11 protein-coding genes are annotated in these 13309 nt (G+C 33.8%); 1 reads left to right on the forward strand and 10 read right to left on the reverse strand.

The window, feature by feature from the left end; all coding sequences use genetic code 11:
* Positions 1-14: 14 nt before the first annotated feature.
* The 4 genes from msrB to parE all read right to left on the reverse strand — a co-directional run bounded on the left by msrB (position 15) and on the right by parE (position 5992).
* Complete coding sequence (gene msrB / locus R4B61_RS05815; RefSeq protein ID WP_413628304.1) at positions 15-452, reverse strand: peptide-methionine (R)-S-oxide reductase MsrB; 438 nt, start codon at positions 450-452, stop codon at positions 15-17.
* A 109-nt stretch (positions 453-561) separates the two neighbouring features.
* Positions 562-1503 carry a manganese-dependent inorganic pyrophosphatase gene (locus R4B61_RS05820; protein ID WP_413627323.1) on the reverse strand — a complete coding sequence of 314 codons (942 nt, stop codon included), beginning with the start codon at positions 1501-1503 and terminating at the stop codon, positions 562-564.
* 55 nt (positions 1504-1558) lie between these two features.
* Positions 1559-4018 carry a DNA topoisomerase IV subunit A gene (gene parC / locus R4B61_RS05825; protein ID WP_413627324.1) on the reverse strand — a complete coding sequence of 820 codons (2460 nt, stop codon included), beginning with the start codon at positions 4016-4018 and terminating at the stop codon, positions 1559-1561.
* 15 nt (positions 4019-4033) lie between these two features.
* Positions 4034-5992, reverse strand: a complete 1959-nt coding sequence (gene parE, locus R4B61_RS05830; RefSeq protein WP_413627325.1) for a DNA topoisomerase IV subunit B — start codon at positions 5990-5992, stop codon at positions 4034-4036.
* Between the two features lie 158 nt (positions 5993-6150).
* On the opposite strand from parE, the gene plsY reads away from it, so the two are divergent.
* Positions 6151-6771 (forward strand): glycerol-3-phosphate 1-O-acyltransferase PlsY, encoded by a 621-nt coding sequence (plsY, locus tag R4B61_RS05835; RefSeq protein ID WP_413627326.1) that lies wholly within the window; start codon positions 6151-6153, stop codon positions 6769-6771.
* A 58-nt stretch (positions 6772-6829) separates the two neighbouring features.
* Here plsY and R4B61_RS05840 read toward each other — a convergent pair whose 3' ends face one another.
* From R4B61_RS05840 to dprA, 6 genes are all read right to left on the reverse strand, one after another.
* Entirely contained in the window at positions 6830-7807 is a 978-nt protein-coding gene (locus R4B61_RS05840; RefSeq protein WP_413628270.1) for an IS3 family transposase, read from the reverse strand.
* Positions 7696-8178: a helix-turn-helix domain-containing protein gene (locus R4B61_RS05845; protein WP_413627183.1), complete on the reverse strand. Its 483-nt coding sequence runs from the start codon at positions 8176-8178 to the stop codon at positions 7696-7698. Before R4B61_RS05845 ends, R4B61_RS05840 begins: the two co-directional genes overlap by 112 nt.
* A gap of 78 nt (positions 8179-8256) precedes the next feature.
* A complete protein-coding gene (locus R4B61_RS05850) occupies positions 8257-9141 on the reverse strand; it encodes an aldose 1-epimerase family protein (protein ID WP_413627327.1) in 885 nt (294 codons plus the stop codon).
* Positions 9142-9240: 99 nt separating this feature from the next.
* Entirely contained in the window at positions 9241-10152 is a 912-nt protein-coding gene (gene xerC / locus R4B61_RS05855) for a tyrosine recombinase XerC (RefSeq protein WP_413627328.1), read from the reverse strand.
* A gap of 49 nt (positions 10153-10201) precedes the next feature.
* Positions 10202-12334, reverse strand: coding sequence for a type I DNA topoisomerase (gene topA, locus R4B61_RS05860; protein ID WP_413627329.1), 2133 nt, complete (start codon positions 12332-12334; stop codon positions 10202-10204).
* A 78-nt stretch (positions 12335-12412) separates the two neighbouring features.
* A complete protein-coding gene (gene dprA / locus R4B61_RS05865) occupies positions 12413-13291 on the reverse strand; it encodes a DNA-processing protein DprA (RefSeq protein ID WP_413627330.1) in 879 nt (292 codons plus the stop codon).
* Between the last annotated feature and the right edge of the window lie 18 nt (positions 13292-13309).

A 13309-nucleotide genomic window follows, 5' to 3' on the forward strand; every position in this document is an offset into this window, starting at 1 on the left:
TAATACCATCCTTTTTATTTAAAACTATCCTTGTATTCTCCGTAACCTTCTTTATCCAAATCAGAAAATGGAATAAATTTTAAAGCTGCTGAGTTAATACAGTAACGTAAGCCACCTTTATCTTGTGGTCCATCTGGGAAAACATGACCTAAGTGTGAATTTCCATTTGAACTTTTAACTTCTTCTCTAATCATTCCAAAGGATTTATCTGTGTTACTTTTTAAAGCTTCCTTCTTGACCGGTTTAGTGAATGCTGGCCAGCCACAACCAGAATTGTATTTATCTTCAGACGTAAATAATGGTTCTCCAGAAGCTACATCAACATATAAACCTTTTTCAAAGAAGTTATCATATTTACCAGTGAAAGCAGGTTCAGTGGCAGCTTCTTGGGTTACGGCATATTGTTCGGGAGTTAGTCTATCCTTTAAGTTTTCTTTATCGAATGAGTTCATCATATTACCTCCATTTATTTTATATACCTAATAATAAACATATATAAATAGATTGCAAACAATTAAACTTATAATAAAAAGGAACATATTAAATACGGTCCTTAAAAAATTATTCAGCTGCTTCTAATTTTGCAGTTAATGGAGGAACAACTTGTTTCTTTCTTGAAACAACTCCAGGAAGACTCATAACGTCATTTTCATCTAATTTTGAATTAAATGATTGTTCAACGACATCTTTAGGTTCCCCAAATACAATTAATTCTGAATTACTAGTTAGTACATTTGTAACTAATACTAAGAATAAGTCGTAATTTTCTTTTTCAGCTTCTGCTTTCATGGCAGTTTTAATATCAGCAAGACGTTTAGTAATGTCAGCTAAGTCGACAACGTTGATTTGATCGATACGAATGTTTTTTCCACCTAAAGTAAATGATTTAGCATCACTATCGATTAATTCTTGATCAGTTTTTGCGTCAACGTTAGTACCGGCCTTAAGCATCTTAACACCATATTCGTTTACATCTTCAATTCCGGCGATTTTAGCAAGTGCTTTTAAAGCTTCTTCATCAACTGAAGTGGTTGTTGGTGATTTTAATAATAACGTATCTGAAATGATTGCAGATGCCATTAGTCCAGCAATTTCTTTTGGAATATCAATTCCTTCTTCAGCAAACATTTTTGTGATGATTGTTGAACAACAACCGTAAGGAGCTGCTCTGTAGTAAAGAGGTTTAGCAGTATTAAAACCACTAATTCTGTGATGATCTACCACATAGTTAACTGTTAGTGATTCAATATCATCAATACTTTGTTGTGGTTCATTATGATCAACTAACATTACTGTATCAGTTTCTGGTAAAGCAGCATTCACAACTCGTGGTGCTTTAACATCGAAATAGTCTAATACAAATTTAGTTTCAGGATTTGGATTGCCTAAAGCAACTGCCTCAGTATCTGCACCTTTTTGCTTTTCTAAGTAAGCTAATGCAATCGAAGCAGCAATCGCATCAGTATCTGGATTTTTGTGTCCGAAAACTAATTCTTTAGTCATTTAAAATACGCTCCCTTAATTATTTTATAGTAATACCATATCACAAAATTAGTATTTATTTAGTATTAATTAGTTCAATTTCGTTAATTAATAAGTGTTCAATTGAAGTTGGAACTCCATCAGTTTCCACGTTAATTTCAGCGGATCCATTTGAGGTTCTATTCGATAGATTATGCTCACCTAAGATAATATCATGTCCGTTAAGGTGGTCAGTATAAACTCTTAACATAATATCATCGGCATTAATTTTAGTGAAGTTTCCAATCAGATTTTCTCTGGTCTTTAAATCTCTGAGAACTTTAATTCCCTTTCGAGCACGACTAGTTACCGGAATTTCAGCAACTTCGATTTTTTTAAAGTTACCGTTTTGGAAAATGATTGCAATTTGAGAATTTTCAGTAACAACCTGTGAATTTACAACCTTATCGTTATCACCTAAGTTAATTGCTTTAACTCCGGTTGTCCGTGCTCCGCTTACAGAAACTTCATTTAAGTTATATCTGAGGGCTAATCCAGCTTCTGTCATTACTAATACGTCTTTTACATCCCCAGCTTCAAGATATTCAACGTTAATTACAGAATCCTCGTCAGTTTTGAATTTTTCATACATACTTGCTCTTGTTTTGTAAGTTCTTCCAGGTAAAAGTTTACTAAATTCAGTTTGTTTAATATTACCGAACCTTGTAGTTATTAAGAAAGAACCGGATTGTTTGAGATTACTAAAATCAAAAGCAGCAATAATTTTTTCTTTTGAATCTAACCCATTTAATTGCGAAATGTGTTCGCCGGTGTCTTTCCATTTAACCTCGTTAATTTCAAATACAGGTTTATAAATTAGATTTCCACCATCAGTAAAAATAAAGATGTTATCTCTAGTGCTTAGTTTTTTAATTAAAACTGGACGATCTTCGTCTTTAATACCGTTATCATTTAATTCTGAAGCTTTAAATGAGCGAATGCTGCTTCGTTTTAAGTAGCCGTCACGAGAAATCATGACCATAACTTGTTCGTCTGGAACAACTACTTTTTTACTAATTTTGATATTTTCAATTTCAGCTTCAATTTTTGATCTACGTGGACTTTGATACTCATTTTTAATTTCAAGTAGTTCTGTTTGTAAAACCTTATCTAATTCATTCGAGTTAGCTAGAATGTTTTCAAATTCAGCAATTTTAACTGCTAGATCAGAGTTCTCTTGTCGAAGTTTAGTGACATCAGTGTTGGTTAAGCGATATAGTTGCAATGCTACGATTGCATCTGCTTGTTTTTCAGTAAATTGATATTCGCTAACTAAGTTATCTCTGGCATCTTTTCTATTAGAACTAGCTCTAATGGTTTTAATAACACTATCTAAAATAGATAATGCCTTAATTAAACCTTCAACGATATGTTGGCGATCTTGGGCTTTCTTTAAATCAAACTTAGTTCTTTTAGTTAATACATCTCTTTGATAATCAAGATAAGTTTGTAAAATATTTTTTAACCCAAGCCGTTGTGGGCGCATATCCTTAATTGCAACTACGTTAAAATTATAAGATATTTGCAAGTCTGTATTTTTATAAAGGTAGTTTAAAATACCTTTAACATCAGCATCTCGCTTCAATTCAAGTGAAATAGTAAGTCCAGAACGGTCAGAATCATCTCTAATTTCAGCAATTCCATCAATTTTTTTATTAATTCTGATTTCATCAATCTGTTTTACTAATTGTGATTTATTGACTTCGTAAGGAATCTCAGTTATTTTAACTAACTCTTTTCCACCACGTAAATTTTCAATGGTGCTCTTTGAGCGAATCATAACTTTTCCATGACCACTTTCATAAGCTTGCTTAATTCCATCTAATCCTTGAACGATTCCCCCAGTTGGAAAATCTGGACCTTTGATGAATTGCATTAAGTCATTTAGAGTCGCATCTGGATGTTCTTGTAAATAAATTAAAGCATCGATTACTTCACCTAAATTGTGAGGTGGAATTTCAGTTGCATAACCGGCAGAGATCCCGGTAGCACCATTAATCAATAAATTAGGAATCCGAGCTGGTAAAACGGTTGGTTCTGATTCGGTATCGTCAAAGTTTAACACCCAATCAACGGTATCTTTATCGATATCTCTTAGCATTTCACCAGATATTTTACTTAAACGAGCCTCAGTATAACGCATTGCTGCCGGAGGATCACCGTCCATAGAACCGTTGTTTCCGTGCATATCGATGGTGGGTTCTCTGAGTTTCCATGATTGACTCATTCTAACCATTGCATCATAGATAGAACTATCACCATGAGGATGAAAATTTCCCATCACGTTTCCGACTGATTTGGCTGATTTTCTAAAACCCTTATCGAAAGTATTACCATCTTTATTCATAGAATATAAAATTCTACGTTGAACTGGTTTTAACCCGTCACGAACATCTGGTAATGCACGTTCCTGGATAATTGATTTAGAATAACGACTAAAACGTTCGTCCATAACGGATGCTAAAGATAAATTTTTAATTTCAGCTTTTTTAACCACGTAACTCACCTCCAATTATTTTGTATTATCTAAAATACTTCCTTCATCTTCTAAGTTAAATTGAACGTTATCTTCAATCCAATTTCTACGTGGTTCAACTTTATTTCCCATTAACGTAGATACTTGTCGTTCAGCTGTGGCAGCATCATCAATTTGTACTCTGATTAATGTTCTATGTTCAGGATCCATTGTAGTTTCCCAAAGTTGATCTGCATTCATTTCCCCAAGACCTTTAAATCTCTGGAGAGTCATCCCATTTTTAAAATGACCTCTAACTTTTTCTAATTCTTCATTAGTCCAAGCATATTCGATTTTTGCATTCTTCCCTTTACCTTCTTGCAATTTATATAAAGGTGGTAAAGCAACATAAACATGCCCAGCTTCAATCATTGGGCGCATAAATTTATAGAAGAAAGTTAGTAATAAAATTTGAATATGAGCACCATCATCATCGGCATCAGTCATAATGATGATTTTATCGTAATTAGCATCTTTTAGGGAAAAGTCGCTGCCCATTCCGGCACCAACTGTATACATAATTGTACTAATCTCTTCGTTTTTCATGATATCTGCAATATTTGCTTTTTCAGTGTTAAGAACTTTTCCCCGTAATGGCAAAATTGCTTGATGCTTTCGATCTCGACCTTGTTTAGCAGATCCACCAGCTGAATCACCCTCGACTAAGAATAATTCATTTTTCTTAGCATCTTTTGATTGAGCTGGAGTTAGCTTACCGGAAAGTAGTTTTTCATGTTTCTTTTTCTTTTTACCATGACGACTTTCTTCGCGGGCTTTCTTAGCTGCTTCGCGGGCGTTTCTAGCACGTAATGCTTTTTGGACTAAGTTAGTTGCTAAATCTCCATTTTCCATTAAGAAATAAAGCAGTTGTTCTGAAATAACACTATCAACAATTGATCGAGCTTCAGGTGTTCCTAATTTTTCTTTAGTTTGGCCCTCAAATTGTAATTCCTCTTCCGGAATTCTTAAGGCAATAACTACGGTTAAACCTTCTCTAATATCAGATCCATCTAGATTTTTATCTTTTTCTTTCAGGATACCGACTTTTTTAGCATATTCGTTAAATGCTTTCGTTAAACCACTTTTAAATCCTGCTTCATGAGTTCCACCGTCACGAGTTCGAACGTTATTAACGAAGGAAAGCATTGTTTCTGTATAGCCATCATTATATTCTGCAGCTACTTCAACTTCGATACCGTTTTTAGTGCCATCAAAATACATTACGCTTCCAAGGGTACTTTTACCTTCATTTAAGTATTGAACAAATTCTTTAATTCCATCTTCATAAAGATAAACCTCAGCGCGTTCTTTGCCGATTCGCTCATCGGTTAAAGTAATCTTAACCCCTTTTAATAGGAAGGCCGATTCTCTAAGTCGAGTAGCTAAAGTATCAAAATTATAATTGGTAGTGGTGAACATTTCCGCATCTGGTTTAAAAGTGATCGTTGTTCCATTAGATTCTTTGGTTTTACCTAATTTTTTTAATGTTCCAACTGGATGTCCACCATTTTCAAAGTCTTCTTGATATTTAACGTGATCACGGATGATTTGAACAGTTAAATGGCTAGATAAGGCATTAACTACACTAGAGCCGACTCCGTGCAGTCCACCTGATGTTTTATAGCCACCTTGACCAAATTTACCACCAGCGTGTAAAACAGTTAAAATAACCTCTGGAGTGGGTTTACCAGAGGAATGCATTCCAACTGGCATCCCACGACCATGATCCACTACAGTAATGCTATCGTCAGTGTGAATTGTGACATTTATCTCTTTTCCGTAACCTGCAATTGCTTCATCAACTGCATTGTCTACGATTTCATAAACTAAGTGATGTAGACCTCTACCATCGGTTGATCCAATGTACATACCAGGTCGTTTTCGAACTGCTTCTAATCCATGTAAAACCTGGATTGAAGAGTCATCATATGTTTCTAAATTATTTGATTTCTTCATTTGCGAAAAACTCCTTTTGGGCTCATATTTTATAATAACTTATTTATAATGTATTGCAAATGCTATTCACTTAATAATTATCATCTGTAAATCTGTTTTAATAATCCATTTAATGCTAAAATAATTTTTGTTACTTATTTAAGTTCACTGGAGGAAAAATGATTAAAATAGTAATTCTTTTAATTATTGCGTATTTTTTAGGTTCTATTCCAAATGGAGTTTGGGTAGGGAAAAAGTTTTTTAATGTAGATATTAGAAAACATGGTTCCAAAAATATTGGTGCAACAAACACATATCGTGTTTTAGGTCCAGTTGCTGGAACGATTGTAATGGTATTAGACATTAGTAAAGGATTCGTTGCAACTTGGCTTCCAATCCAATTTGGAATTTCATCATGGTACCCATTAATATTTGGGGTTGCAGCAATCTTAGGTCATACCTACTCTATTTTTGACCATTTTAAGGGTGGAAAGGCAGTTGCAGCTAGTGCTGGAATGTTGCTAGCTTATAATCCCACCTTTTTCTTAATTGCCGCAGTTGCATTTGTTAGTTGTATTTTTATAACTAGTACCGTTAGTTTAGGTAGTATTGGCGGATTTTTAATCACTTTGTTATCTTCATATTTTTTCCATGATATTGCTTTGATGGTCTTAGCATTTTGTTTAACTTGCTTTACCATTTACCGTCATCGAAATAATATCAAGAAGATTATTCAAAGAAAAGAAAATATTGTTGATTTTGGTTTATATTACTGGTATTTAAAATACGTAAAAAAATAACATAAAAAAGACTTTCAGATCGGATATTGAAGTGAACCCCATAAATTGGAGTGAATTTCTAAGCTACTAATTGGCTGGTATGTTCCCGGTATTTTACCGGTGACATACCGGCCAATTTTGTTTTAATACGATGTTTATTGTAATAATCTACGTAATTTGTAATGGCAGATTCTAGCTCTTCGTAGTTTTGGTATTGATAATTGTGAACCGTGCCAACTTTAAGAATGTGAAAGATACTTTCAGCTACCGCATTATCTAGGCATGTGGCCTTGCGGCTCATGCTTTGGAAAACGCGAGCTTGTCGCAAAATATTCACGTACCTAAAGTTCTGATACTGAAACCCTTGATCCGAATGAATTGTCATACGGTATGGTAAGGATGAACATCTTGCCACTAATCGTTTAAGGGGTCGTGTGACAAAGTCTACCGTTGGTCTACGACCAATGTTCCATTCAAGAATTTCTCCATTATAAAGGTCCATATAAGCTGTAAAGTATGCACGTTCGTTGATCGTTTGATTACCCCAACGGACCTCCGTTACATCAGTAACGATTTTTTGAAATGGACGATTCGTTTTAAAACGACGATTTAAACGGTTATGGGTAACTGTACCTACAGTTCCTTTATAAGAGTTATACTTTTTCGTTCGTCGATTGAATGCCTGACAAAGTAGATTATTTTCACGCATAATACGAAGTACTGCCTTGTGATTAACGATGATTCCCTTATTTTTAAGCGCTAAAGTCACTGTTCGGTAACCGTAATCAGGATTTTCCAAACGAATACTTTTAATCTCATCAACTAACGTTGATGATCCTGATTGATATTTACGATGAAGTGCATCGTGGTAACTGCTGCTCGACATGTGTACTGCTTTTAAAGCTACAACTAATTTAACATTGAATTTACGCCTTAGCTCAGTTATTAGCTGGGCTTTTTCTTTGTTTGAGATTTTTTCTGTGCCAAGGCTTCGAGTTTTTCCAAGTATGCTACCCGAAATCGTAAAAGCTCGTTTTCCTCCTGAAGTTGTTTCAATGTCTTAGATTGTTTAGATTTATCTGTCATTTTTAAAGACCGTCCTTTATATGGCTTAAGACGTCCCTCAATCAGTTTTCGTTCCCAGTCCCAAACTATCATCGGTTGTTTCAATCTGAAATGGGTTGCAGTTGCTGGATATGAGGCATGATGTTCTTGTCGCCATTTGATAACTTTGATTTTAAAGGAATAGTCATAAAATGTCTTCCTCCGACAATTTTCTAATCCTTGATCGCCAAAAATTTTAAATAGATTGAGCCACTGATAAATCGTCGCAGTTCCTTTGATACCATACTTTTTCATAAGTAATAGGGACGAAGTTCCCTGTAGATATTCACTTAAAACTTGTTTCTTTATTTTAGCTGAAAACATAATAAAACCCCCTGAGTTTTGGATTTACTCCAACTCAGGGGGTTCACTTCATATTTCCGAATGAAAGTCTTTTTTTGGTTAGAAGAATCTAATATCAAAGTTAGCTGAAAATTCATCGCCGCAACGTAAGCGACTGATATCTTTTTTATCCTTAATGAATCCAGTGCTGTTTTCAGAATCAGCAATCCCCCACCAAGGTTCGATACAAACAAAGTCTGATTTTTTGGGGTAAGTAGACCATAGGCCAAAGTATTGGTTGTCATAAGCTGTAACTTCGGCTCCATGTTTTGATTTAGTAGAGTATAAATTAAAGGAAGTTTTATTATTAGTTCCTAAGTCAAAAATCTTGGCATCTCCCGAAAATAAATCATGAGAAATACTGATGTCATTACTTTCCTTATCAAAATTATTTTCATTGCTAGTCGTTAGTCCGTTTTCATCTAATTTAATTAAACCATATGATTTGGCAGGATTAGCAGAAACGTGGTAGTCAGTATAATTTTCTTTTTCCGGCTCTAGTGGAACTTTAAATCCTGGATGGGCCCCAATTGAGAAGTACATTGAATGTTCATCTTCATTTTTAACAACCATGTTAACTCTAATGGTATCGTCAACCAAAGTGTATGTGATAAACAACTTAAAATTAAATGGATAGATTTTTTTAATTTCTGGGTTAGATTTTAACAATAAAATTGCTTGTGAGTCATTGGCATTGATAACTTCAAAATCACTGTCTCTTGCAAACCCATGCTGATACATCTTATAGATGTTGCCGTTATAATTATATTCATCGTTTTGTAGTCTTCCTACAACCGGGAATAATATTGGAGCATGACGTTTCCAATGATCTGGATCAGCTTGCCAAATGTATTCTAAGCCATCTGGATTTTTAACAGAAATTAATTCAGCTCCGTTAACTTTTATACAAGCTTCTAGTTTTTTATTTTTTAAAGTTATTGTCATTTTTGTCCTCCACGGCAAATTTAATATACTATCTAGTATTACATTATTCAAATTATTTTAAAAGAACAAACCACTAAAATTTAACTTTTTTTAAAAAAATCATTCTTTCCTTTTAAAAAATTGTTGGTAATTCTTTAAAAGCTTTTCTTTAGTTACATGGGTATAAATTTGTGTTGTTGATAAATTTTCATGACCTAATAATTCTTGTACGGTTCTTAAATCAGCACCATTATTTAACATTTGAGTAGCAAATGTATGACGAAGCATGTGGGGATGAATACTTGAGTTAATCCCACTTCTTTTCATTATCTGATTAAGAATATATTCAATTCCTCGTTCTGTCAGTTGCTTTCCATGAAAATCGACAAAAAGATAATTGTGATCTTGTTGATATTTGTTCATGATGACTTTTCTCGATTTGTTGATATAAATAGACATTGCTTTTTTAGCATAGTTACCAAAGGGAATATATCTTTCTTTGTTTCCCTTACCTAAAACTAAAATCATATTATTTTCAAAATCGATTTTTTCCAAAGTTAAATTAGCGCATTCTTGAACACGAATTCCGGTTCCATAGAGTACTTCTAAAATAGCAACATTTCGATAAGCAAGAATTGGATTATTTCCCGTTTCTGCAGTTTTAATTAGTTTATCGATTTCTTTTTCAAAGAAAAATCTAGGTAAAGGACTATTTCCCTTTTTTAAATTAATATAAGTAAAGGGATTATTTTCAACTATCCGATTATTAATTAGAAAATTGTAGAATGACCTTAAGGAAGAGATTTTTCTGGCAATGGTGCTTTTACTATCATCTAACTGGTTTAGATTGGTTAAGTAAACCTCGATATCTAGATTATCTATCTCCGAAAATGATTTAAGACCACCATTTTCTTTTAAAAATGAACAAAACTGTTTTAAATCTTCTTGATAAGCTTGAGCTGTTTTCACTGAATATTGACGTTCATTTAAAATGTACCTAATAAACAAATTAATTAATTTTTCATTTTCCATAAATAATTAGCAATCCTTTGAAAAAAAGACTGTTCAGAGAACAGTCTTTTTATTTTATTACGTCTTCTTGGTAATCGCCCTCTGGACAAATAACTTGCCAACCACCACGAACTTTCTTGTTAACTAAGAAATGATTACATTTTGGACAATTTCTACCGATTGGTTTATCCCATGAAACGAAATCACATTCTGGGTAGTTAGAACAACCATAAAATAGACGATTCTTTTTGGTTTTTCTTTCAATGACTTGTCCCTTTTGACACACAGGACAAGTTACTCCAATTTCTTTAACAATGGTTTGTGTATTTCGACAGTCAGGAAATCTAGAACAAGCAAAAAACTTACCATATTTACCCATTTTAACGACCATTGGAGCTCCACAAATTTCACAATTAAATCCAGCTAATGGCTCCTTAATTTGAACATCTTTCATTTCCTTTTCAGCAAAATCAACTTCTTTAGCAAAAGGATCATAAAAACTATTAACTAAATTAATCCATTTTAATTTAGCTGCTTCGATGTCATCCAGTTTGCCTTCGATATCGGCTGTAAAATCAACGTTTACAATGTCTGGGAAATACTCTTCAATTAGCTTATCAACGATTTCTCCTAGTTCTGTAGGAACAAATCTTCTAGCGTCTAATTTAACATAATACCGTTTTTGAATGGTCATAAGCGTTGGTGCGTAAGTTGACGGACGACCAACTCCATTTTCTTCAAGGGTTTTAATTAAATTAGCTTCAGTATAGCGTGCTGGTGGTTGAGTAAAGTGTTGATCCGGTAAATTACTTTCTAAACTAACGGAATCACCAACTGCTAACTCGGGAAGAATATTGTCTTTTTCTTTTCCAGCAGAATAAACTTTCAAATATCCTTCGAATTTTAGTTTGGAACCATTTGCTCGGTATTCAACCCCATTTTGTTGAACAGTTACCGTTTCAGTATCAACGATTGCGGGAGTCATTTGACTGGCTAAAAATCTTGACCAAATTAAACTATATAATTTGAATTGGTCTTTAGTTAAATACTTTTCGATACTTTTGGGAGTATGTTTAACAGAAGTTGGTCGAACTGCTTCGTGGGCATCTTGCGCTCCTTCTGGTAATTTTCCCACTTTAGGATGGTTCATGGCATAATCAGCACCGTATTCTTGATGAATAAATTCAGCTGCTTCATGCTTAGCACCCGCAGAGATTCTAGTAGAATCAGTACGCATATAAGTTATTAAACCTTGGCTACCTTCTTTACCAATGTTAATTCCCTCGTAAAGTTGTTGAGCGGCCATCATTGTTCTACTAGTCTTAAATTTCAGCTTTCTATTGGCATCTTGTTGCATTGTACTAGTTGTGAATGGACGTGGCGGTTGTCTTTTCTTTTCGCGTTTCTTAACGTCTTTAATATCAAAATCTTTTTTAGTATTAATTTGTTTTAAGATATTTTGAACGTCATCATTATTTTTTAGATTAACTTTTTTACCGTTAACGCCATAAAAGGAAGCTTTAAATTTACTACGCCCCTTCTTAAAAATAGAATCGATTGTCCAATATTCTTCCGGTTCAAATGCTCGAATTTCTTTTTCTCTTTGAATGATAATCCAAAGTGCAACTGATTGAACTCGACCAGCACTAAGCCCTTTTTTCACTTTCTTCCATAGAATTGGTGAAATTGAGTAACCCACTAATCGATCAATTACCCGACGTGCTTGTTGGGCATCAACTAAGTTCATATCAATTGTTCGCGGATGTTTAAAAGCTTCTTTGACAGCATCTTTGGTAATTTCATTAAATGTAACTCGGTTGGCTTGCTTCACATCTAATTTCAAAGCATGCGAAACATGCCAAGCAATTGCCTCTCCCTCTCTATCCGGGTCAGAAGCTAAATAAATTTCCTTAGCTTTTTTGGCTTCTGCTTTTAACATTTTAATGGTATCACCTTTACCTCGAATAGATATATATTCAGGGGTGAAATTATCATCAATGTCAATTCCCATTCGACTTTTTGGTAAATCACGGATATGTCCCTTACTAGCAACAACGTGATAAGTTCTTCCTAGATATTTACCAATTGTTTTAGCTTTGGCGGGTGATTCAACGATTACTAATTTTTTCTTAGTAGTTCTTTTTTTAGTAGTACTTTTGGTACTTTTTTTTATTTTATTTTTTGTAGTCGTGCTAGTGGCCATTAATTTTTTCCTCATTAATTTGAATATGATAATTAACCTTGAATTTCTAAACCATCATATTGCAGTTTAATTGAGGTGTCAAATAACAATCCTTCCTAGAAGATCTTTGTCATCTAAACAAGCTTGTGCACCTGCGGCAATTAATGCGTTTGTTCCAGCTGAATAGCCACTGATAATACTACCAGGAATTGCTAAAACATCACGATCATTTTGCAAAGCTAAACTAGCTGTAATCAAACTCCCAGATTTCATACGAGCTTCAACTACCAACAATTTGTGACTTAATCCTGCAATAATTCGATTTCTTTCAACGAAATGATGTTTTTGGGGTCCATCATTAAGACCGTATTCGCTAATGATTAAATTATCGTTTTCTAATTCACGTTGTAACCATTTATTACTGGATGGATAATTTTTGTTAAGCCCAGTTCCCAAAACTGCAATGGTTTTACCGTTATTAGCTAGCGCAATTTGATGACCTAAAGTATCAACTCCAGCTGCTAGACCAGAAACAATCACATAACGGTTAGTAATTGTTTTAGTAACAATTTTTTTCATGGCAGTAATGGAATATTGTGAGCACTTTCTAGAACCCACAATTCCAAGCATTGCTGGGCTAAAAAAGAGATCTATATTACCACGAAAAAATAAAACAATGGGTGGTAAATACATCTCTTTTAATTGAGTTGGATAATGATCATCTAAGATACAAATCCAATTCTCAGTTTTGTTAATCTTTACTTCTTCATCTAACTTGGATGATTTAAAGTTATCAATAAACCTTTGGTATTTAAGATGATTAGCTTTCAAACATTCAACAATACAGTTTTGAATCTCTTCCAAAGAAAGATTGTCAGAATTGGGGTGATTGGAAATCCAGTCATAAATGATATTCTCACCTTTCAATCCAATCCCGGGACATAATTTAATTCTTAATAATACGTTTCTTTTATCCATTATTTTTCTCCTATCTTT

Source organism: Fructilactobacillus vespulae (assembly GCF_047324295.1).
GTDB classification, from domain to species: Bacteria; Bacillota; Bacilli; order Lactobacillales; family Lactobacillaceae; genus Fructilactobacillus; species Fructilactobacillus vespulae.

What these genes read in the sequence shown, in the direction of transcription:
- parE (WP_413627325.1), bottom strand. Translation starts at nt 5,992, where the DNA reads ATGAAGAAATCAAATAATTTAGAAACATATGATGACTCTTCAATCCAG.
- topA (WP_413627329.1), bottom strand. Translation starts at nt 12,334, where the DNA reads ATGGCCACTAGCACGACTACAAAAAATAAAATAAAAAAAAGTACCAAA.
- R4B61_RS05850 (WP_413627327.1), bottom strand. Translation starts at nt 9,141, where the DNA reads ATGACAATAACTTTAAAAAATAAAAAACTAGAAGCTTGTATAAAAGTT.
- msrB (WP_413628304.1), bottom strand. Translation starts at nt 452, where the DNA reads ATGAACTCATTCGATAAAGAAAACTTAAAGGATAGACTAACTCCCGAA.
- dprA (WP_413627330.1), bottom strand. Translation starts at nt 13,291, where the DNA reads ATGGATAAAAGAAACGTATTATTAAGAATTAAATTATGTCCCGGGATT.
- plsY (WP_413627326.1), top strand. Translation starts at nt 6,151, where the DNA reads ATGATTAAAATAGTAATTCTTTTAATTATTGCGTATTTTTTAGGTTCT.
- R4B61_RS05820 (WP_413627323.1), bottom strand. Translation starts at nt 1,503, where the DNA reads ATGACTAAAGAATTAGTTTTCGGACACAAAAATCCAGATACTGATGCG.
- xerC (WP_413627328.1), bottom strand. Translation starts at nt 10,152, where the DNA reads ATGGAAAATGAAAAATTAATTAATTTGTTTATTAGGTACATTTTAAAT.
- R4B61_RS05845 (WP_413627183.1), bottom strand. Translation starts at nt 8,178, where the DNA reads ATGTTTTCAGCTAAAATAAAGAAACAAGTTTTAAGTGAATATCTACAG.